General features: G+C 43.4%; 17 protein-coding genes. 13 read left to right on the top strand and 4 right to left on the bottom strand.

What is annotated here, in order from left to right:
• Positions 1-149 precede the first annotated feature (149 nt).
• The 5 genes from NST31_RS06475 (at position 150) to NST31_RS06455 (ending at position 6,370) form a co-directional block, all read left to right on the top strand.
• Positions 150-692 (top strand): cupin domain-containing protein, encoded by a 543-nt coding sequence (locus tag NST31_RS06475; RefSeq protein ID WP_339164655.1) that lies wholly within the window; start codon positions 150-152, stop codon positions 690-692.
• Between the two features lie 97 nt (positions 693-789).
• Positions 790-2,823, top strand: coding sequence for a hydantoinase/oxoprolinase family protein (locus NST31_RS06470; RefSeq protein ID WP_339164653.1), 2,034 nt, complete (start codon positions 790-792; stop codon positions 2,821-2,823).
• Complete coding sequence (locus NST31_RS06465) at positions 2,820-4,466, top strand: hydantoinase B/oxoprolinase family protein (protein ID WP_339164652.1); 1,647 nt, start codon at positions 2,820-2,822, stop codon at positions 4,464-4,466. Before NST31_RS06470 ends, NST31_RS06465 begins: the two co-directional genes overlap by 4 nt.
• A 102-nt stretch (positions 4,467-4,568) precedes the next feature.
• The gene (locus NST31_RS06460; protein ID WP_077113623.1) at positions 4,569-4,997 is read left to right on the top strand and encodes a cyclophilin-like fold protein; all 429 of its coding nucleotides are present in this window, start codon (positions 4,569-4,571) and stop codon (positions 4,995-4,997) included.
• A gap of 26 nt (positions 4,998-5,023) precedes the next feature.
• Positions 5,024-6,370: a cytosine permease gene (locus tag NST31_RS06455; protein ID WP_339164651.1), complete on the top strand. Its 1,347-nt coding sequence runs from the start codon at positions 5,024-5,026 to the stop codon at positions 6,368-6,370.
• Positions 6,371-6,479: 109 nt separating this feature from the next.
• Here NST31_RS06455 and NST31_RS06450 read toward each other — a convergent pair whose 3' ends face one another.
• Complete coding sequence (locus NST31_RS06450; RefSeq protein WP_339164649.1) at positions 6,480-7,574, bottom strand: Xaa-Pro peptidase family protein; 1,095 nt, start codon at positions 7,572-7,574, stop codon at positions 6,480-6,482.
• 349 nt (positions 7,575-7,923) lie between these two features.
• Here NST31_RS06450 and NST31_RS06445 point away from each other — a divergent pair, with 349 nt between their 5' ends.
• The 6 genes from NST31_RS06445 (at position 7,924) to NST31_RS06420 (ending at position 15,054) form a co-directional block, all read left to right on the top strand.
• On the top strand, positions 7,924-9,594 hold the full coding sequence (locus tag NST31_RS06445; RefSeq protein ID WP_339164647.1) for a peptide ABC transporter substrate-binding protein: 1,671 nt from the start codon (positions 7,924-7,926) through the stop codon (positions 9,592-9,594).
• 74 nt (positions 9,595-9,668) lie between these two features.
• On the top strand, positions 9,669-10,598 hold the full coding sequence (gene opp3b / locus NST31_RS06440; RefSeq protein ID WP_339164646.1) for an oligopeptide ABC transporter permease: 930 nt from the start codon (positions 9,669-9,671) through the stop codon (positions 10,596-10,598).
• Entirely contained in the window at positions 10,595-11,611 is a 1,017-nt protein-coding gene (gene opp3C, locus NST31_RS06435; RefSeq protein ID WP_339164644.1) for an oligopeptide ABC transporter permease, read from the top strand. The genes opp3b and opp3C overlap by 4 nt, the downstream gene beginning before the upstream one ends.
• An 11-nt stretch (positions 11,612-11,622) precedes the next feature.
• Complete coding sequence (locus NST31_RS06430; protein WP_339164642.1) at positions 11,623-13,593, top strand: ABC transporter ATP-binding protein; 1,971 nt, start codon at positions 11,623-11,625, stop codon at positions 13,591-13,593.
• A 22-nt stretch (positions 13,594-13,615) separates the two neighbouring features.
• Complete coding sequence (locus tag NST31_RS06425) at positions 13,616-13,957, top strand: DUF3899 domain-containing protein (protein WP_339164641.1); 342 nt, start codon at positions 13,616-13,618, stop codon at positions 13,955-13,957.
• A gap of 20 nt (positions 13,958-13,977) precedes the next feature.
• Complete coding sequence (locus tag NST31_RS06420) at positions 13,978-15,054, top strand: Xaa-Pro peptidase family protein (protein WP_339164639.1); 1,077 nt, start codon at positions 13,978-13,980, stop codon at positions 15,052-15,054.
• Positions 15,055-15,713: 659 nt separating this feature from the next.
• Here NST31_RS06420 and NST31_RS06415 read toward each other — a convergent pair.
• The gene (locus NST31_RS06415; protein ID WP_339164637.1) at positions 15,714-16,736 is read right to left on the bottom strand and encodes a proline dehydrogenase family protein; all 1,023 of its coding nucleotides are present in this window, start codon (positions 16,734-16,736) and stop codon (positions 15,714-15,716) included.
• A 267-nt stretch (positions 16,737-17,003) separates the two neighbouring features.
• Positions 17,004-17,543 carry an XRE family transcriptional regulator gene (locus tag NST31_RS06410; protein ID WP_077113555.1) on the bottom strand — a complete coding sequence of 180 codons (540 nt, stop codon included), beginning with the start codon at positions 17,541-17,543 and terminating at the stop codon, positions 17,004-17,006.
• 187 nt (positions 17,544-17,730) lie between these two features.
• Here NST31_RS06410 and NST31_RS06405 point away from each other — a divergent pair, with 187 nt between their 5' ends.
• Both NST31_RS06405 and NST31_RS06400 read left to right on the top strand, forming a co-directional pair.
• A complete protein-coding gene (locus NST31_RS06405) occupies positions 17,731-18,741 on the top strand; it encodes a proline racemase family protein (protein WP_077113554.1) in 1,011 nt (336 codons plus the stop codon).
• A 192-nt stretch (positions 18,742-18,933) separates the two neighbouring features.
• Entirely contained in the window at positions 18,934-19,923 is a 990-nt protein-coding gene (locus NST31_RS06400; protein ID WP_077113553.1) for an NAD(P)-binding domain-containing protein, read from the top strand.
• Between the two features lie 537 nt (positions 19,924-20,460).
• On the opposite strand, the gene NST31_RS06395 is transcribed toward NST31_RS06400, so the two are convergent.
• The gene (locus NST31_RS06395) at positions 20,461-21,669 is read right to left on the bottom strand and encodes an MFS transporter (RefSeq protein ID WP_339164634.1); all 1,209 of its coding nucleotides are present in this window, start codon (positions 21,667-21,669) and stop codon (positions 20,461-20,463) included.
• Between the last annotated feature and the right edge of the window lie 558 nt (positions 21,670-22,227).

The raw sequence follows: 22,227 nt of genomic DNA, 5'->3' as shown, positions 1-22,227 counted from the left end.
CGTATTTGCTTATGTCCCGGCCACTTCCTCATAAAACCTTTTCATGAAAAATCAATTTTATTAAAAAAAAGGTTGATTCACTCTATTTTTTACAGTATAATCATAAATAATTTCAGTAATACTGTAAAAATAGAGAAGAGAGGATTTTGATGGAGGACATTTTTATTAAGATTCAAAAGTTGAGAAAAGAGAGGAGGCTGACTTTAAAAGAGCTGAGTACGGCGACTGGTCTTTCCATTAGTTTTTTATCGCAAGTCGAGAGAGGAACAACGTCATTGGCGATCACTTCATTGAAGAAAATAGCAGATGCTTTAGAAGTGCCCATGGTCTATTTCTTCGAAGAGGAGAGGGATGTAAACTATGCGGTTTATAAAAAAGACCAACATCCTTTTCGAATAGGCAGTTCGGATTCCACGCTCATCAGATTAAGCAGTCAGTTCCCAGAAAGAAAAATAGATGCCTTTATTATTACGTTAGATCCAAAACATAAAGATCCGGAATTGGTTCAGCATCCGGGAGAAGAGTTTTATTATGTATTGGAAGGCGAGGTTCTCATTTATATTCATGACAAAACATACTTGTTAAAAAAGGGAGATGCCATTCATTTTCCTTCAACCATTCCTCATAAATGGGAAAATCCGCTTGATAGCGAGACGACATTAGTCAGCTCTGTAACACCAGCCGTTTTTTGATTCGCAGCAGATAAAACTGCTTGCGAATGAAATAATGTAAGCGCATAACAATTGTTCACTGCACGTTCATATCTGAAAGAAATGAGGAGGATATACCATGCACCGTTACCGTTTAGGAGTAGACATAGGTGGCACATTTACAGATTTGGTTTTATACGATAAAAAAACCCGGAGTTTCCACACTCATAAAACATTGACAACACCTGATAACCTGGCTGAAGGCGTCATGCAATCTATCAGTAAATATGTAAGGGGTTTCAATGAAATTGAATATTTTGTGCATGGTACGACTTCGGGGCTCAATGCTTTGTTGGAGAGAAAAGGTGCCAAGGTTGCATTGGTCACAACAGAAGGATTTCGGGATGTTTATGAGATTGGCAGAGCCAACCGTGTGGACATGTATAATATTCAGTATAAAAAACCAGCTCCATTGGTTGATAGAGAACACATATATGAAATGGCGGAGCGAGTTTCCCATGACGGAGAAATATTACAGCCAATTGACGATGAGGAAGTTAAAAAATTGGTGAACCGTCTGAAAAAAAACCATTATGAAGCCGTCGCTGTTTGCTTTTTGCACTCTTACAGAAATCCAATCCATGAGCAGGCGGTAAAGGATTTGATAGAAAAAGAGCTGAATATCCCAGTCTCGCTTTCTAGTGATATTGCAAGAGAGTGGCGTGAATATGAGCGTACAAGCACCACGATCATGAATGCGTACATCGCTCCGATCGTCAGGAAATATTTAAATAAGTTGGAAACGATGCTCGCTGAAAGCGGATATACAAACGATATTTACATTATGCAGTCAAATGGCGGTGTGATGACATCAAAGGTGGCTAAGCAACTGCCTTTGCAAACGCTTATGTCCGGGCCGGTGGGCGGCACGATCGGAGGTGCCAATCTCTCTGCGCTCATAAATGAAAAAAACTTAATTTGTGTAGACATGGGCGGTACGAGCTTTGATGTGAGCATGACGATTGACGGGGAACCGGATATTACCGCTGAAACAATGATGGAAGGCTTTCCACTTCTTTCACCTATGGTGAATATTCATACGATTGGTGCCGGAGGGGGCTCCATCGCCTATACAGAGGGAGGAGGATTGAGAGTCGGCCCGGAGAGCGCCGGATCGTACCCGGGCCCAGCCTGTTACGGCAACGGCGGGAAAAAACCTACTGTCACTGATGCCAATTTAATTCTTGGCAGGATTGATCCGGATCATTTCTTGGGGGGAGGGATGAAACTGGACAAGAAAGCCGCTTATAAGGCCATCCAATCTGTGGCAGATGAAATTGGGTTATCTGTCGAAGAAACGGCTGAAGGCATATGTAATATTGCCAATGCGAAGATGGCAGATGCCATCCGGACTCTGACTGTCAGAAAAGGCATTGATCCGCGTGATTTTACGATGGTGGCCTTTGGCGGCGCCGGACCCATGCATGCGGTAATGATTGCCGAGTCATTGGGGATACAAAAAATATTCGTTCCAAACACATCCGGGACATTTTCCGCTTGGGGAATGCTGCAAACAGATATTCGTTTTGATTCTGTCAGAAATGATCACTCATTATTGTTAAGCGTTGATAAAGACAGAATGCATTCCCATGAAGAAATGAAAGAAGAATGTATGGACATGATGCGCCAGCAGCATATCAGCTCTCATAAAATACGTCTTCAGAAAAGCATGGATGTGCGCTATGTGGGGCAAGAATACACGATCAACATTGTGAATCATTCGGATGATCCACATGATTTGGAGCGCTTATTCCATCAAGCTCATTTCGAAATATATGGGCATCATAATCCGGATAATCCAACGGAAATCGTGAATCTCAGGATGACCGCCATAGGTGATTTGGAGAAATTGGAGTTTCATCAAAAAGAGGAAAAGGACAGCAAAACAGTAATGCCTCAGCATACAAGAGAGACTTTTTGGAGTGGTGAAGCCAAAAGAACCGGGATATACTCAACGGCGGATTTGATGAACGGAAACAATTTGACAGGCCCGGCTATTATTGAAGATCAGAACACGACAATGGTGATTCCGCCTAAATACGCTGTTTTGATTGATGAAAATAAGAACATTCAAGTTGAAAAAATCTTCAGCAAAGAGGAGGTATATTCATGAAAGTGCAAGAAAAAAACTTTTTAGAAAATCCCGTTACTACTGAAATTGTGCGAAATGCCCTGATCTCTGCTGCGGATGAAATGAATGCCAGTTTAGCCAGAAGCGCTTTTTCCCCGATCATTTATGAAATGAAGGATTGCAGTGTTTGTTTATTTGACAAAGAGGTCCGGTTGCTAGGCCAATCGGCCGGATTGCCCATATTCCTCGGCAACCTGGATGAATGCATTAAAATAACGACGGACTTAATAGGCGGGATAGAGAAGTACAAAGAAGGCGATTTATATATATTAAATGATTCCTATATTGGAGGAACCCACTTAAATGATGTAACGACATTTTCTCCGATTTTTTATGAAGGGCAACTTGTGGGATTTACCGCTACAAGAGCCCACTGGCTTGACATCGGATCAAAAGATCCGGGATATCCGATGGATGCCACAAGTATTTTCCAGGAGGGCATTCGTATCCCTCCTACGAAAATATATGAAAATTTCAAACCTCTGGAACATGTTATACGGTTAATAACAACGAATAACCGCTTTCCGGAAGCGGCTTTAGGTGACTTGAATGCTCAAGTGGCAGCGTGCAGAACGGGTGAAAAAAGATTTAAAGAGTTAATAGATAAGTTTGGTCTCGAAAGAATCGGCCATTGTATCCATGATATTTTCTTGCAATCTGAGATGTTGGATAGAGAAGTCATCGAGAAAATACCAGATGGAGCATACGAGGCGGAGGGGTATCTTGATAATGACGGGACAAACGATGAACCTATTTATGTAAAAGTAAAAGTTTTAGTGGAAGGCGAACATATAACGATTGATTTATCGGGATCAAGCCGTCAAAGGAGAGGGCAGACAAACTGTGGCTATGCCCAGACAATTTCTGCTTGCAGGGTTGCATTTAAAGATCTAATCAGCCCGAGTGCTCCTGTCACGGGCGGGAACTTTAAAACGCTCCGTGTCGTGGCGCCAGAGGGAACCGTTTTTCATGCCGTTGAACCTGCGCCTTGCGGGTGGTATTTTACACCATTAGGTCTATTAATAGACCTCATCATTAAAGCTCTTTCTCCCGTTATGAAGGAAAAAGCAGCGGCCGCCCATTACGGAGATTCAATGGTTGTCACTTTTGCGGGAAAAGACAATAACAGTGAATTTTTAAGTGTGGAAGCAACAGCAGGCGGTTGGGGAGCATTCCAAGGCGGCGATGGGCCATCGGCTTTGATTAACCATGTAAGTGGAGATTTTAAAAATTTGCCTATTGAGGTGTTTGAATCCAAATACCCGATCCGGATCAACCAATACGCTTTAAGAAAAAATTCCGGTGGAAAAGGGCAGTTCAGGGGCGGTCTTGGGGTTATAAGAGAATATGAAGTGTTACGTGACGAAACTTATGTATCACTGTGGTTTGAGCGATCCAAAACACCTGCATGGGGACTTTTTGGAGGAGAACCGGGCCAGGAGCCGGACGTTGAAATTGTTTCTGGACACGGCAGCGAGCATATTTTAAAGGTGAATGGAAAAGAATTGAGCAAAGGAGATCGAGTGATTGTTAAAACCGGAGGCGGCGGCGGTTTTGGCAAGTATTCCTTACGCAGACAGGAAGACATAGAAAGCGATTTAAGAAATGAATATATAGACGGATAGGGATGGACATCTTTGAAAGAATTCTTTTGGTTCAAAAGAATTCCTTTTTTAAAATATAAGTCGGAATATTCAGGTATAAATGTGTGAGAAGGAGTAGCAAACGTGAAAAAAATCAAAATCACATTTCAATCGGGCAAAAGCTTATTTGTGCATTTAAACGAGGACAGCAGGACAGCGCGAGAAATTTATAAGATGTTGCCTTTTAAAAGTGAAGCAGTACATTCCAGATGGTCAGGAAGGGAGATCAATGCCGAATTGCCCATCGATCAAAAAATTCCTCCGGAGGATCAAACGATCTATACAAGCTTGGGAGAAGTGTGTTATTGGAGCAACTGGAGAAGAGGAGAAAACGAAGAGCAAAAACATGTCATAGCCATCTACTATGGGGCAGAAATGACGAGAAGTAAATGTGGCGAGGAGCCAGTGAACGTCATTGGACGAGTAAAAGAGTGTGATATAGAAACGTTGACGGAATTGGGAGAGATGATTTGGCTAAAAGGCGCTCAAAAAATGTATATGGAGAGAGCCTAAAATGAGAGGAAATCGGGGGAATTCACATGAGTTTTTTAGATAAAGACTCCGCAATGAATCGTGTACCTGCATCCGAAAGACAACACTGGATTGTGCCTGCGACAATTTTTGGAGGATTGGAGTTCTCTGTCCCGGTGATCATGATTGGGGCAGCCCTTGCAGGCAGTTTTGGACTGACAAAGGTTTTGGTCATTCTTCTGATAGGCTTGGTTATCATCCAGTGGGCAGGCAATGCCCTGCAAGGATATATTGGCGCCAAAACGGGACTGCCTTCTTCAGTCATCGCGAGAAACAGTTTTGGATCTTTACAAGCAAGATTTATTATTGCATTGGCTTTAGTGATTTTAAATGTGGGGTGGTTCGCGGTAAATACGGCTGTTGCTGGAAATGCGATTGCGGCGGTATTCGGGATTGATTATGCGAATTCCCGAATTTTATGGGCATTATTAACAGTATTAGCCGGGGCTCTTTTTGCTTTGCCGGCGGTCATTGGCTATCATTCCATGAAATGGACTGACTATTTGGCAGTCCCTTCAGGATTATTATTGATTACAGCGGCTGTTTTTTACGTCCTGAAAGGAACAGGCTGGGATGCCATCATGTCTTGGAGTCCGGAACCAACCATGACATTCATGGGAGGCATCAGCCTCGTTTTGGGCGCGAATGTGGCGCAATGGTTAATTGCTTCAGACTATACGCGATATTCTAAACCAGCCCTAAAAGATCAGGCATTGATACCATTGGGAATCGTTGTCATTGGTTTTGTGTTCTTTTTGACAGGAGCCATTATGTCAGTAGGTGTGGGCGAAGCTGATATCGTTCTTGTGATGCAAAATTTGGGCTTTCCATTTTGGGGATTTTTAATTTTGTGGCTCGCTTTGTGGACTAGCCAACTTGTTGCCAGCTACTCTATCGGACTGGCAGCCGCTAATATGTTTAATGTCCAATCGGGACGAGGACGTGCCTGGCTCACAGTGATCGGTTCGGCTGTTGGCGTACTTTTAGCGTTGCTGGGCATCCTGTCTTACTTTATGGATTTTCTCGTACTTTTGGGTGTGATCTATCCAGCCATTGCGGGTGTCATGTTTGCCGATTTCTTTTTTATTCGAAATAAAAATTGGGAGGACAAGGAAGGCTGGAATTGGGTGGCAACAATTGCCATGGCGGGCGGAGGATTCCTGGGATATGTAACACAGTATCTTGTCCCTTTTGGAATTCCAGCAGTTCAGTCCCTGATTGCATCCGTATTCATTTACCTGATAGGCATGAAACTAAAAGCCCAATACGCTCCTGACCACTTTACAAGGATTGCCGGAAAAGACATCATTCCCGACTCCGCGGATACGGTCACCAACAAGGAAGATATATTGTAAACAAAAGCGGCGATCGGTTGGATCTTTCTAAAATACCCCCTTCATCAATGAAGGCTTCGGATTAGAAACGAATCCGAAGCCTTTTATGTTGAGGTATGGCCCAGTCTATTTAAAGGGTTTGCAGCTTTTTCGGGAAGGAAGTGAGTACTTCTGCTTCTCCTCTCTCATTGATGTACACAATATCTTCGATTCGGACTCCTCCCTCTCCGGGTATATAAATTCCTGGCTCAATTGTAAAAACGAGACCTTTTTCGGCGATCTCTTCATGATGTTGGTGGATGGAAGGCGATTCATGGACCTCAATGCCCAGTCCATGTCCAACCCGGTTGTTGAAGTATTGGCCATATCCATGATCTATAATGACCTTCCTGGCCGCGATATCAAATGTTTTCAAGGGGACTCCGGCCTTTACTGCCTGAATTCCGGCTTCATTTGATGTCAAGACAATGTTATAGATCTCTTTTTGTTTTTCAGATGGCTCCCCCAGTACAAAAGTTCTCGTGATGTCAGAGCAATACCCATCTTTGACGACACCAAAATCAATTAGCAGGAAGTCTCCTTCTTCCAACTTGCGATCTCCGGGTGAACCGTGCGGCAGAGCGGATTTTTCACCGGAAAGGACGATGGTGGAAAAAGAAGGGCCGTCCGCTCCAAACTTACGCATCAAAAACTCAAGCTCAGCAGTCAATTCGGCTTCTGTCATGCCTGCCGCAACTTTTTTGATACCTTCGGCCAGCACTTTTTCAATTAGCTTTATAGAATGGGATAGCTTTTCTACTTCCGCCCTTGATTTTTTCTCCCTCTGCTGATTAATAAACGGCTGTACATCTTTTATTTGAGCGCCGGGATACATTTTTAGCAAATTCGTATAACGGTCATAGGAGAAGGCTTTTCCTTCGATCCCAAAACAGGTTGGAAAGGAACCCATGCTATTTTTCAACACTTCAAAAGGGTCTTCATCATCGGCGATGGGAATGATTGTCTCCATGTCGGCATCCATTTGGGCAGCTTCAAAATCCAAAGCGGGTACAAACAAAAAGGCCTTTTCTGCTTTTGGGCAAGTGACGTAGGCCATAAACCGTTCGTAAGGCTCAGATAGGAAGCCGGTGTAATAATACACATTGGCCGGATCGATAATGATTCCCGCTTCTATTCCTTTTTCTGATAAATGTTTATTTAATAGAGTTCTTCTTTTTTCATACATACGTTTCCATTCATCCCCTTTTCTTCTATTTAAACATAAAAAAGCAAGAAATGTGCCACGGGAAAGCTGGCATAAATATTGCAATATTAATAACTACAATAAAAGGAGGGGAGGCAACCGTTCCAAAAAAGAATGTATGTGAGAAGACAGGCAACTAGTTGGAAAAGTTTCGCAATGGATTGCGTTAAGAGTAAGCTGAAATATACTATTACAAACTAATTGCTGTAAAAGAAAATAGACAGTGCTTAAAAATTTTGACAAGCTGTTTTCAAAGAAATTTGACAATGTACATAGTCATTTACTTTTTAATTGAAACCGTTTACATAAATAAAATGGGGAGGACAAGTACATGGAAAACAAAAGGCGCTATTGGCTGATGGTTCTTTTATTTGCAAGTTTCCTAACGCTTGCCGGCTGCTACGGAGGAGACAAAAAGGCGACGAAGGACGGGAAAATGGATACAGGTGGAGGAGAGAAAGCGGAATCTGGGCAGGTTCTCAATCTGTCGGTGGAAGGTGAAATACCAACATTAAGAACGAATGGCACCATGGACGGGCTGTCACAAACGATCATCCAAAACATTTTTGAAGGTCTTTTTCGTTTGAATGAGAATGATGAAATTATTGAAGGTGTGGTAGATTCGTATGAAGTCAGTAAAGATGGGAAAAAGTATACGTTTCAATTGAAGGAAGACGCGGTTTGGAGCAATGGTGATCCTGTAAAGGCCGACGACTTTGTCTATGCATGGAGAAGGAACCTGGCTCCGGAAACAATTTCTCCACATGCGTATTTAATGAATGCGGTAAAAGGGGCGGAAGAGATTCAAAATTCCAAAAGCGATTTGTACGGAAAAACAGATCAGCTCGGAGTAAAAGCGATTGACGCATCCACTCTCGAAGTCGAGTTGGTGAACAGTGTTCCGTATTTTACAGAATTATTAGCCCATGCTGTTTTTTATCCGCAACATGAAGAATTTGTCGAATCCAAAGGCGATCAATACGCGTTGGAACCGGAACATTTGATCTTTAATGGACCTTTCCAGCTTGATTCTTGGGATCACGATCAAAAATGGACGTTGAAGAAAAACTCGTCATATTGGGATGAGGAAAATGTAAAAGTGGAAGAAATCCGCTACAATGTCGCAAAAGATATGGCGACAAGCGTGAACTTGTATGAAACCGGCGCTATTGATGCTGTCAATTTATCATCTGACTTTGTCGATGCCTATAAAGATCATGCGGAATTTACGACTTCATTAAAGTCGGAAGTGTACTTTTTAAGGATGAACCAAAAGAATCAATATCTACAAAACGTAAACATCCGGAAAGCGATTGACATGGCTTGGGACAAAGAACAGGCTGCCGATTCCATATTGAAAAACGGATCAAAAGCCGCATATTGGCTTGTTTTTCCGGGGTTTGTACAGTCTGAGGGCGGAGAAGATTTCCGGGAGAAATTCGGTGATTTGAATAAGGGAGATCTGAAAGAAGCGCAGGCGTTGTGGAAAAAAGGTCTTGAGGAATTGGGTACAAAGGACATTTCTTTGGAACTGTTGAGTTATGACGATGAACAAAGAAAGTCGATTGCGGAATATATGAAAAATCAGTTGGAAAAGAACTTGCCCGGTTTGAGCATTTCGATTAATCAACAGCCAAACAAGCAGAAGTTGGCGCTTGAAGAAGCGCAGGATTACGACTTGTCCCATTCGGGCTGGAGAAACGATGTGTCCGACCCGGTTGAATTTTTATCTGTCTTTTTATCTGACGGCCCATATAATTGGCAAGACTTTAACAACGAAAAGTATGACAGCCTAGTCAAAAAAGCGATGTCTGATTTCTCTGATATTCAACAGCGATTTGAAGAACTCCAGGAAGCGGAAAAGCTATTGATCGGCCAGGAAGCCGCCATTTCACCAATGTACCAAGCGGGGTCCGCAAGACTCATCAAACCGTATGTAAAAGGGTATGTGGCCCATGCGAATTCAACCGCTTCATTCCAGTGGGTATCCGTTGAAAAGTAGTTCATTTATATCCGAATTTTCTTCAGTGGTGGAGCTTGTCGTGGAATGATATTCCTTTAAAGGTGGTGAAAAATGTGAAGAAATATATTGCCAGCCGACTTGGGTATATGGCGCTAACCTTTTTATTGATCACAACTTTCACATTTTTTTTAATGCAGACATTGCCCGGGTCTCCCTTTAACGATGAACGCCTGACCCCTGAGCAAAAAGAAGTTTTGTATGAGAGATATGGCTTAAATGAACCGATGGGTGTTCAGTATGTCAAATATGTAAGCAATATTATCAAAGGGGACTTTGGTGTTTCTTTTCAGTTTGACGGGCGGCCAGTGACAAGCATTATTGGAGAGAGGATTGGCGTGTCCGCTGTGCTTGGAGCACAGTCGTTGGCGGTGGGAACAATCATCGGACTGCTGTTGGGAATTGTCGCTGCCATCAGACATAACACGGTTATTGATTATGGAGCGATGGTTGTGGCGGTTTTGGGATTGTCCATTCCCAACTTTGTGTTGGCGGGTCTTCTTCAATATTGGGTGGGAGTGCGTCTCCAATGGCTTCCTGTCGCGTTTTGGGAGGGGTTTGAGTACTCCATTTTGCCCACAATCGCGCTAGCGGCATTCGTTGTCGCGACCATTGCCCGTTTCATGCGAACCGAAATGCTTGAAGTGCTTGGACATGAATATATGACAACGGCCCGCGCGAAAGGGGTGGGGGAAGTGGCTGTCATTTTCAGGCACGGTCTTCGCAATGCCATGATTCCCATTATTACGATCATGGGTCCTTTGACTGTTTCACTGATGACGGGGACGCTCGTTGTCGAGAAAATATTCAGCGTACCGGGACTGGGTGAACAGTTTGTCAAGTCGATATTAACGAATGATTATCCTGTGATCATGGGCGTGACTTTGTTTTATAGTTTCCTATTTATCCTGGCCATATTTATTGTCGATCTGCTGTACGGTGTGATGGATCCGAGAATTCGCCTATCAGGGGGTGGACGAAAATGAACATCAATGAGATGGAATTAAACGACGAGCTATTTGAGCAATCGGATGAAACATATCATCAAAAAAAGGAAGAAAGCCGTCCCGCTTCCACCTTTTGGCGGGATTCATGGATTCGCCTGAAGAAAAACAAAGGGGCTTTTGCCGGGCTGATTTGCATTATCATCATTGTTTTTTTGGCGGTATTCGGTCCGCTCATGAATTCTCACGGGTTTGACGATCAGGATTTGACTAGGGCCAATCTGCCGCCAAAGATTCCGGTCCTAGAACACATCCCATTTTTGGGATTGGATGGCGTGGATATAAACGGGACGGATCAATATCAGGAAAAAGATGTTGCCGGTTATTTTTGGTTTGGAACCGATGATTTGGGCCGGGATTTATGGACGCGAATATGGCAGGGGACGAGAATTTCTTTATATATCGCGTTTTTGGCGGCGGCGTTGGATTTGTTGATCGGTGTGGCATACGGGAGTATATCTGCTTACTATGGCGGCAGGGTCGATAATGCGATGCAGCGGATCATCGAAATTTTAATGGGAATTCCGAATTTAATTGTCGTCATTTTATTTATTTTAGTTTTAAAGCCCGGAATCGTTTCGATTACGTTGGCAATGGTGATTACCGGATGGGTGAATATGGCGAGGATTGTTAGAGGACAAGTACTGAAACTGAAAGGACATGAGTTTTTCCTGGCATCGAAAACATTGGGTGCCACGGATCGCAGACTTATTTGGGGACACCTCATTCCAAACTCATTGGGTCCAATCATTATCACGACGATGTTTACCATTCCAAGCGCGATTTTTACGGAGGCATTTCTCAGCTTCATCGGCTTGGGCCTGCAGCCGCCCATCGCTTCTCTCGGAACAATCGTAAATGACGGATTTAAGCTGTTGAAAATTTACCCGCATATGCTGATGTTTTCATCGGTGATTATTAGCTTGATCATGATCAGTTTCAATTTACTTGGCGATGGTCTTCGTGATTCTTTTGACCCGAAAATGAAGAAGTAGAGGTGAAAAAGGTGGAGAAAATACTGTCAGTAGAGGACCTGCACATATCATTTGATACGACTGATGGGGAAGTGAAGGCTGTCCGGGGTGTTTCATTCGACTTGTATAAAGGAGAGACATTGGCTGTTGTCGGTGAATCCGGGTCCGGGAAGTCAGTGATGTGTAAAAGCATTATGGGGCTCATTCCGAAGCCGGCGGGAAAAGTGGTGAGCGGAAGCATTTGGTATGAACAGAGGGATATCGCAAATTACTCGAATAAAGAATTCATGGATATCCGCGGATCTGGCATATCGGTCATTTTTCAAGATCCGATGACGTCGTTAAATCCGACGATGACAGTGGGAAAGCAAATAAGGGAAGGGATTTTGGCGCATCAACAACTGTCAAAAAGAGAAGCGAACGAAAGAACAGTTGAGCTATTGGACCTTGTTGGCATTAACCATCCTGAAGAGCGTTTAAAGCAATACCCTCATCAGCTTTCCGGAGGAATGCAACAGAGAGTGGTTATTGCGATGGCTCTTTCATCCAATCCGGAAATATTAATTGCGGATGAACCTACGACCGCCCTGGATGTCACTGTGCAAGCACAAGTGCTGGACCTGTTGAAAGAAATCCAAAGAAAGAAGAAAACATCGATCATTTTTATTACCCATGACTTGGGAGTCGTTGCCAATGTGGCAGATCGGGTTGCCGTGATGTATGCCGGAAAAATAGTGGAGGTTGGAAAAACGAACGAAGTTTTTTACAATCCCCAGCACCCTTATACAACAGGACTGTTGGCGGCCATGCCTGATTTGCATACGGATCAGGAAGAGCTGAAGGCGATTCCCGGCGCACCTCCGAACCTGTTGCATCCTCCAAAAGGGGACGCCTTTGCTTTAAGAAATCCTCTTGCTTTAAAAATTGATTTTTTGTACGAGCCTCCCATGTTTCAGGTGTCGGAAACCCATTTTGCGGCCACCTGGCTGCTTCATAAAAAAGCTGCCGGAAAAAAGAAGGGGAAACAGGCGGGACAAAAGCTTATGTTAAACGAAAAACAAAGTCCTTCTAAAACGGTCGGCAATGAAAAATTGTTGGAAGTAAACGGTCTCGCGCTGCATTTTAAGAGTGGAAAAAACAACATTTTGAAAGCGGTGGACGGCATTACGTTTCACATTTTTAAAGGGGAAACGTTCGGTCTTGTCGGTGAATCGGGTTGTGGAAAGTCGACAACCGGGAGGACGCTCACGCGCTTATATGAACCAACAGCGGGAGAAATCTTGTTTAAAGGAACCAACATGCATGGACGGCACCGGATGAATTTACATAAGGACATCCAAATGATTTTTCAAGACCCGTATTCTTCACTCGATCCAAGATGGACAGTTGGCGATATCATCGCGGAAGGCATGGATATTCATCAATTATATACGTCCGGGCAAGAGCGGACAGACAAAGTGTATGAACTGTTGGAAACGGTCGGGCTCCGAAAAGAGCATGCCAACCGTTATCCCCACGAATTCAGCGGGGGACAAAGGCAGCGGATCGGGATTGCCCGAGCGCTCGCTGTTGACCCGGAATTTATAATAGCGGATGAACCGATCTCCGCGTTGGATGTTTCCATTCAAGCCCAGATCATTAACTTGATGAAAAGACTGCAACGGGAAAAAGGACTGACGTACTTATTTATCGCCCACGACCTTTCTATGGTGAAGTACATCAGCGACCGTATCGGGGTGATGTATCAGGGAAAATTGGTGGAGGTGGCGGAAAGCGATACGCTATATCAAAATCCGCTCCATCCTTATACAAAAACCCTTTTGTCGGCCATACCGGTTCCCGATCCCAAGATGGAAAAGAAAAGGATCAGACTGCCGAAACAGGATTGGACAGTAGCTTCGGCGGATTGTCTGTTGAGAGAGGTAACAAAAGACCACTGGGTATTATGCAATGAAGAGGAGTATGAACGGTTGACAAAAGAAACTTGCTCCCATTTTATCTAAACAGGTTAAAGGGGGACAACCAATGAAAAAAAGCTGGTTGCGTATACTGACTGGCCTCATTGTGGCAGCATCATTATTTGGCTGGGCCCATGTTGTCTATTTGGATGCCTTATTTTTAGGGGGACTTATTCTTTTTATGGCAGGCGGATTTGTTTTTATGTTGGAAAAAAGAGTGTTTGATCGTTTCTTCCAAAGCTTTAAAAAGTTTTTGCGGAGTACCTCTAAGCTGGAAGAATACGTCTCTGAAACGGAAGGTTCCCGACAGCCTGCTGTCATTCGTACTTCTTCTTTCAGTGTCTGGGCATTACGTACCGGATTGTTTGTCATGTTGATGACTACGGTAATAGGATTCTATTATTTTTAATATAGCAGGAGGTTCTGATTATGGAACGGATTGTACAACTGCGGAACAGATTTGATGAGCTGGATATGGACGGCTTTATGATCACTGGGGAATGGAACAGGCGGTATGTGTCCGGATTTACCGGGTCTAACGGGCTTATCTTGATTACGAAGGACGAGGCGATTTTGATAACAGACTACCGCTATTTTGAACAAGCGAAAAAACAGACAGAATTGGACATCGTCCTGCATAAGGAGCATACCGGTCATAAACATAAAATTTATGACGAAGCAACGAAGCAAATCAAACGTTTGGGTGTGGAACGTCTCGGTTTTGAGCAGCAACACTTGAACTTTGGAAACTATGCAAGATTAAAAGAACAGTTGCATATGGAGCTTGTCCCTACCTATGATATGGTGGAAGATTTGCGGATGGTGAAAAACGATGATGAGCTGGAGAATATAAGAATTTCCTCCCGCATTACGAACGAAGCTTTTCTCCATGTGTTGGAGATAATCAGGCCGGGATTAACGGAAATGGAAGTAGCGGCGGAGTTGGAAAGCTTCATCAAACAAAATGGGGGTAGCGCATCCACCTTTACGCCCATTGTTGCTTCGGGAAAGAGGTCGTCGTTGCCGCATGGAAGGGCCAGCGACAAAGTAATCGAAAAAGGAGATATGATTACCATTGATTTTGGGACAAACTACAACGGCTACTGGTCTGATATTTCGCGAGTCGTGGCGATTGGCGATCCAGGCCAAAAAATGAAAGAGATTCATCAAGTGGTGTTAGAGTCGTTTCAGAACTGTCTCAACCATTTGAAAGCCGGGATGACCGATCAGGAAGTGGACAAGTATATGAGAGAAATTTTGATTGCATCGGGCTACAACAAATATTCCGGCACCGGAACAGGGCATGGGATCGGTCTGGAAGTGCATGAAAAGCCGCTGTTTTCAGTGGACCTCGAGAAAACATTGCAGCCGGGAATGGTCGTCACCATTGAGCCGGGCATCTATTTGGAAGATATCGGAGGAGCCCGTGTCGAAGACATGCTTCTCATTACAGAAAACGGATGTGAGGTTTTGTCTCCTTCCACCAAAGAACTAATCATTATTTAGATGGCTAGGTAAATGCTTTTAAAGAAAACGCGGCACGAAGCTTTGCACATTTAAAAGAATTGCCTTGGCTTCGCGATTTATTTAGCACTTGAAACATTAGGGCTTGATCAATCAGAGATTCTACGTGCGGGTTTTGGTTTTAAATACGATATTATTCCTGTCTCCGAGCTTGGGATTGCATCATGTTGGATCAATCGGTATGGAGAAGTTCGCCCTTCCCATGACAAAGAAACCTATTTGGTGGTAGATATGAGAACTTTTGCTCTCCTGGTAAAAGGGTTGGCTACACCCTGCAATTGGGGGTGGGACACAACTAAATCAGCTGATGAAAAAACGAACCATAAAGTGACACTTCATTCAGTAGGCGTTTTCTTCCATTTCCTACTGAGTGTTCGTTGAACGAATCGGGCATGTAGGTGCCGTCTTCTCCCACTGAATTTCCTTTGTTTCCATATATATGGGATTTTCTACAGCGGTTATCATATGGGAATTTCCCAAAGGATCTGATTCAGTACTTCGCTCACAAGTGGCTCTCTCGGCGCTTTACATTCAGTACAGGTTCACAAAAGGGCGCCACTAGCCAAAAGAAAATTGATCTTTTATACAAATTCAGGTGGAGAAAACGTTTTGTTCTCCCACCTGTTTGATATTCCAATGTTCTATTTTTTGTAATTCCCGGAGCATTTCCGTTGTTTAGCGGTATGCTTTTTTCTCTTTTTATTTGCCCTCATTAAAATCAAAGCCAAAGCTCCTACTCCAATCGCGGTGTTCGTTTTCTTGTTGAATATTTGTTTGGCAATTAACGAAAGATTTTGTGGGCGCTCGGCCAAGCGGCGCATGAAATAGCCAAACCAATCATTGCCGAACGGGACGTAGGTGCAAAAATGAAATCCTTCCTTCACTAACTGAAGCTGCAGATCCTTCCTAAATCCATATAACATTTGAAATTCAAACTTATCTTTCGGGATGTTATGTTGCTTCACAAACTGTTTTACATGATTAATAATATGGTGGTCATGGGTGGCAATGGACGTAAATTTACCGTTGAGTAAATGATACTCAATTAATTTGATGTAGTTTTCATCAATATCCTTTTTATCTTGATAAGCAAGATGTTCAGGCTCTTTATAGGCCCCTTTGACAATTCTTAAGCGAAAATCTTTATATTTCTTAATATTTTCCATGGAATGGTAAAAATAAGCTTGAATGACAGTGCCTATATTGTTGTAATCAGCAGATAGTTCGTCAATCAAATCAAACGTGGGTTGTAAGTGACCATAATCTTCCGTGTCGAAATTGACAAAAATACCATATTGATTTGCTTTTTCGATAATCTCTCTTAAATTTTCAAGACAAAAATTGTAACTGATATCCAGTCCCAATTGAGTGGGCTTTAACGAAATATGAGCATCCACCTGATGATCGTGAAGCGCCTGGATGACTGCCAAAATTTCTTCTTTTGCTTTTAAAGCTTCTTCACGTTCATAAACAAATTCTCCCAGATTGTCAACGGTTGCAGAAATACCTTGTGCGTTCAGTTTTTTTACACTGGCGATCATTTCTTCTATATTTGTTCCGGCAACAACAGACTGGGCTCCCAGTTTTAAACCCCAACGTTTCGCAGCACTATTTAATGCCTGGTTTTGAGAAAGCGTTATAAAAAAATCCCTCGTTAGTCCCATTAGCCTCAACTCTCCTTTTATAGCAATTTTCTTGGGAATAAAAAACGATAGAAAGCGCAATCATTTCCTGCCAATAGGTCCAGCAAGGCTGTAACATGGTTTTACCTGACGGCATCTTGCAAGTTTAGTGAATGTAGCGCCTAATTCAATTATAAATTGCTTTATCGTTTTTAGCATTGTTGTAAAGAAACGAGAAAAGCCTGCTTCTATTGTTGGTTACTTACAAGGGATTGTAATCGGGTTATTTGAAAGTAAGAGACTTTTGGATTACTCGGTAGAAATACATAAAAATGAAACCGGCTTTTCTGTTACATTTAGCCAGTAGTGCGGCTGGCTGGAATCAATAATAATGGAATCGCGGGGATGCAAATGATATTCTTGCTCGCCCGCTTGCACCGTTAACATGCCTTCAAGCACAAACAGGAATTCTTTTCCGGCATGGGTAAACTGACTCCCTTTGTTTTCGCCTGGGTTTAATAAAACGAGTAAAGGGATGAACCCCAATCCTTTATATTGCCCGGCCAAGTTTTTGTAGACAAACTGGCTCCCCGTTTCATCCGCATGTACATCGCCTGCCCGAATGACTGTGGGCTGTTCAGCCGTTTCATCATCGGAGAAAAAGTAACTTGGGTTGACTTCAAGCACATCCGATATTTTTTTCAACGACTCGAGTGTCAACGATGATTTCATTCTTTCCACTTGTGATAAAAAGCTGATGGACAATCCTGTTTGATCTGCGATTTCCTTTAAAGTAAGCTTTCTTTTCTTCCGCAACATTTTCATCTTTTGTCCGATTGACACATTCATCTGATTCCCTCATTTTTCACTTTTTATCTATTATAAAACATTTTATCAACGCAAATTTATCAGAAAAGTATAAAGAGTATGTTGACAGATTTTTTCAACTGCTATAGTATTATGGATAAATTGAAGTGGTACTTCAATTTCTTTAGCGTTTTACTTTGATTTTTACCAAAGGATGGAGTGCTGTCAAATGATGATGAATCAACTGTATTCAACCATTGATGTTCATGTATCTGGAGAGCCGCTTAGAATCATCACCGATGGATTTCCTGAAATAAAAGGAAGAACTCAATTGGAAAGACGCGCTTATTGCATGGAATATTTGGATGACATTCGGCAAGTTCTCATGTTCGAACCAAGGGGCCATCATGGGATGTACGGATGCATCATGACACCACCCGCCAGTCCTCACGCCGATTTTGGCGTATTGTTTATGCACAACGAAGGCTGGAGCACGATGTGCGGCCACGGAATCGTCGCGGTCATGACAATGGGTATTGAAACGGGAAGGTTGAAAGTGACAGAAGAAAATCAGAAGTTCATCATCGACAGCCCCGCAGGGGAGATTGTTGCGTACGTAAAATCCACTGACGATCGCGTAGAAGCGGTTTCTTTTGAGAATGTTCCTTCTTTTGTATTGGAAAAAGATGTCTCCGTACAACTGGGTGGACATGAGTTTCACGTGGATATCGCTTTCGGCGGGGCATTTTACGTTGTAGTCAATAGCGGTGATCTCGGATTAAAAGTAAATAAAAAAGATTTGCCGGCAATCCAAAAGTGGGGGACAAAAATAAAACGCTTTATAGAGGAGAAAATCAACGTTGTCCACCCAATTGAAAAAGGTTTGCATGGGATTTATGGCGTCATTTTTTCGGATGAACCTGTAAGTGGGGAAGCCGATTTGCGGAACGTAACCATCTTTGCCGATGAACAAGTGGATCGTTCTCCTTGCGGAACCGGCACATGTGCCCGGCTTGCCACATTGCATGCTCATGGAAAATTGGGAGAGCGTGGCAGTTTTGTCCATGAAAGTATTACGAATGGACACTTTACCGGCGAAATACTTTCCTTGACAAAGGTTGGGCCGTATGAAGCAATTGTCCCGAAAGTGACCGGCAACGCCTTTATCACTGGTTTTCATCAGTTTGTTGTGGATCCTCATGACAATTTGCCGAAAGGATTTTTATTGGAGGAAAAATAGTGAACTTCGCAATAGAGGGATAAACTGTCATGGTCGCATGATGGGGAATCGGCTATCAATAAATGGCCCGCTTTTCCGCTTGATGGTCCATTGTTAAGTGCAGGAGTTATCCTTAATGGCTGAATGGTCACCGCAACGTGTTACCATTGAAAGAGTCGCTCACGCGATTTTGAACAAGAGAGGAGTTTTATCATGTTGGTTTTATCAGAAAAAGAGATTCGGTCCGTTTATACAATGAAGGAGGCGATTGCGGATATTGAACATGCGCTTCAATTACATGTCAAAGGCGCAGTGGAAAATCCGGTCCGGACGGTGATTCAATATCCCGAAAAGAATGCGTCTACTTTAATAATGCCGAGTGCGGTTGAACCAATTGGGATCTCCGCTGTAAAAGTGGTCACGATTTTTCCGGATAATCCTTCGGTGGGAAAAAATACGACACAAGGTGTCATTTTGCTCAGTGATACAAATGAAGGGGATCATGTCGCCTGTTTGGAAGCATCGTATTTAACACGACTCCGGACGGGGGCGGCAAGCGGTGTAGCCACGAAAAAGCTGGCGAGAGAAAATGCCCGGGTTGTTGCGGTGATCGGATGCGGGCGCATGGCGGAAGAACAGTTGCAGGCTGTCTTGGAAGTTCGCCCAATTGAACAAATATGGCTTTTTAATCGTACGACAGAACGGGCAGAGCAATTTGCCAAACGTATTTCCAAGCTTTCGCCAAATTACACTGGAGAAGTAAGAATCGCGGGCGAAGCGAATGCGGCAGTTGAAAAGGCGGATATTGTCATTTGCAGCACACGCGCTGAAACGCCTGTTTTTTCCGGAGACGCATTGCGGCCGGGCACGCATATTAACGGTGTGGGTTCTTACCTTCCGCATATGCAGGAAGTAGATGAAGTCACCTTGCAAAGATGCAGTAAAATTATCGTCGATACGATCGCTGGGGCAAAAGAAGAGGCGGGTGATTTTCTCATCCCTGAAAAGGAAGGCAAATGGGATTTTTCGTTGCTGCATGGTGAACTCGATCAACTTGCTGCAGGCCAGATTACAGGAAGAGAGAAAGAAGAAGAAATCACCTTTTTCAAATCTGTCGGGACTGCTTATTTTGATCTCGCCGTTGCCGCTGCCGCCTATAAAAAAGCCGTGAAACTAGGATATGGGACAGAAGTGCCCATGTAAATGCTTGGCTATCGAATGAACGAAAGTATTTCTTTCAATCTTGATACTATTGGAAAAAGGTGTTAGCGGATCAGGGGAGCGTTTTGCGGCTTGAGAAACAAAATGGATAGAACTATAACCAGCCAACATGTGCTTCTCCCTCTGCAGACAATGAAAGCAGGTATTAAGAAAATATCCTATTTTACAACGCAATGTGAAGGATAGAGAAGAATGGCTCAAAATCCATAGCAGCAGAGCAATTCTTTATAGAAATGGCAACTAAAGTCTTTCTTAAAGTGAGTGCGCCAATCGGTCCTGGCTCATTAAGATGGTAACTATTTCATTTAAAACCTCCCTACGCTTGCACCCGATCAGTACAAAGGGAGTTGATCCTCCCTTATTTTTATTTCATGCTCGTCATGCCGATATGCGTGTACTCAATCATTTTTATTGTAAATATCTTCTCTTCAGCGCAAGAATATTCCAGATTATTTTTAACAAAAACGGGCTGGTGAAGCCGAAGAGTCATCATTCTTGCATATTTTTGTATATGCCGCTTCATTTCTCTTTTGATAGTAGATTTGCAAGGAAAGCATTTATAAAATACAAGACTCCCATAAAAAGAAATATCGATCGAGCGTTAACAAATTCTAGAGCGCCCCCGGTTATGGTTCGTCCTGCTGGTAATAGAAGCCCATTGAATGTAGATTGCACCCCGAATACTCTTCCGTGCAAACGTCCCGGGACCTCGCGTTGAATCGCACTGTAAAAGGGGGCACTCACCAAACCAAAGGAGATACCGGCCACCGTTACTGAAAGCATAATCGCTACTGGATGACTTAAAACGAAAAGCAATCCAAAACCAATTGCTTGTAAGAGATATCCGATGGTTAAATTCACTCGGATGCGATCTGGTACATATCCAATAAGCCAAAACCCTATGAGTTGGCCTAACGACAAAATTGAATAAAGGATTCCTAGAAAGGTAGCTTGTTCTTTTGAGGATAACGTTAATCCTTCATCAAGGAAAATAGGAAGATTGACAAAAAAAGGTGAATACGCAATGGTGGATAAGATGGATATTTGAAATAAACGTATAACAAATTGATTTTCTTTAATAAATTGCAATCCTTCTTTTAAGTCATGAGTCCATTTCGTCGGGGATATGGCGTCGGGCATATTATTTAATGGAACGTTCACTTTTGAGATCAATAACGCGGCTAGTAGAAACGATATTCCATTTAAAACAAGAACCATCTCCACATTAAAAAACGTAATCAGGATTCCACCTAGAGTAGGTCCAACCAAATATCCTATACTCTCTGTAGTTCCTAATGCCGCATTTCCTTGGGTAAGTTCTGTTTTGGACACGAGATTCGACACGGATGCTCTAACCACGGGTTCAAAGAACTGGGTCAAAGCCCCGAAAACAAAAGAGAAAAAGACCAACAAAGGTAAATGGAGCATCCCAAAATAAAAGGTCAGAGGGATAACCAGCACAGTGACTCCACATAGCAAACTAGAGCTTATGATAAGGGTTCTGCGGTTCATTCGATCCGCTACAACACCAGCAAAGATTCCAAACACGAAAGTTGAAAAAGTAAAGGCTCCTAGCACAATCCCCAGCGACAATGCCGATCTATCTACCTGATATGTCATCCAGATTATGGCCACCGAATACAATCCGTCTCCAAGTCTTGAAACAAACATGGCAAACCAAGTCAATCGAAAGTTGGAATTCGCTCGGATTAACTGATATAAAGACATTGTATCCCCCCCTATGTTTCGTTAGATAAGGGTTTGAAAAATAAGCCCCTTTTAATCGTACCCGTCCCGTGAGGGAAAAACGAATGGAAATATCGCGCCCGTCGAGCGGGGGAAACCCGAAGAGCGGTGACCAAGCCCGGTGATCATATCTGTTCCGTGCGGGAAACCGAAGAGCGTTCACAAGCCCGGTGACCCGCATGGCAGTATCACACCTCTTCCACGAGGGAAACCAAAAAAGCAATCATCCGAATGGAAATATCGCGCCCGTCGAGCGGGGGAAACCCGAAGAACGGTGACCAAGCCCGGTGATCATATCTGTCCCGTGCGGGAAACCGAAGAGCGTTCACAAGCCCGGTGTCCCGCATGGCAGTATCGCACCTCTTCCACGAGGGAAACCAAAAAAGCAATCATCCGAATGGAAATATCGCGCCCGTCGAGCGGGGGAAACCCGAAGAACGGTGACCAAGCCCGGTGATCATATCTGTCCCGTGCGGGAAACCGAAGAGCGTTCACAAGCCCGGTGTCCCGCATGGCAGTATCGCACCTCTTCCACGAGGG

The sequence above is a fragment of the Siminovitchia sp. FSL W7-1587 genome (assembly GCF_037963795.1).
GTDB classification, from domain to species: domain Bacteria; phylum Bacillota; class Bacilli; order Bacillales; family Bacillaceae_C; genus Siminovitchia; species Siminovitchia thermophila.
The sequence above is the reverse complement of the archived record's forward strand: the minus strand, read 5'-3'. Positions and strand labels throughout refer to the sequence as shown.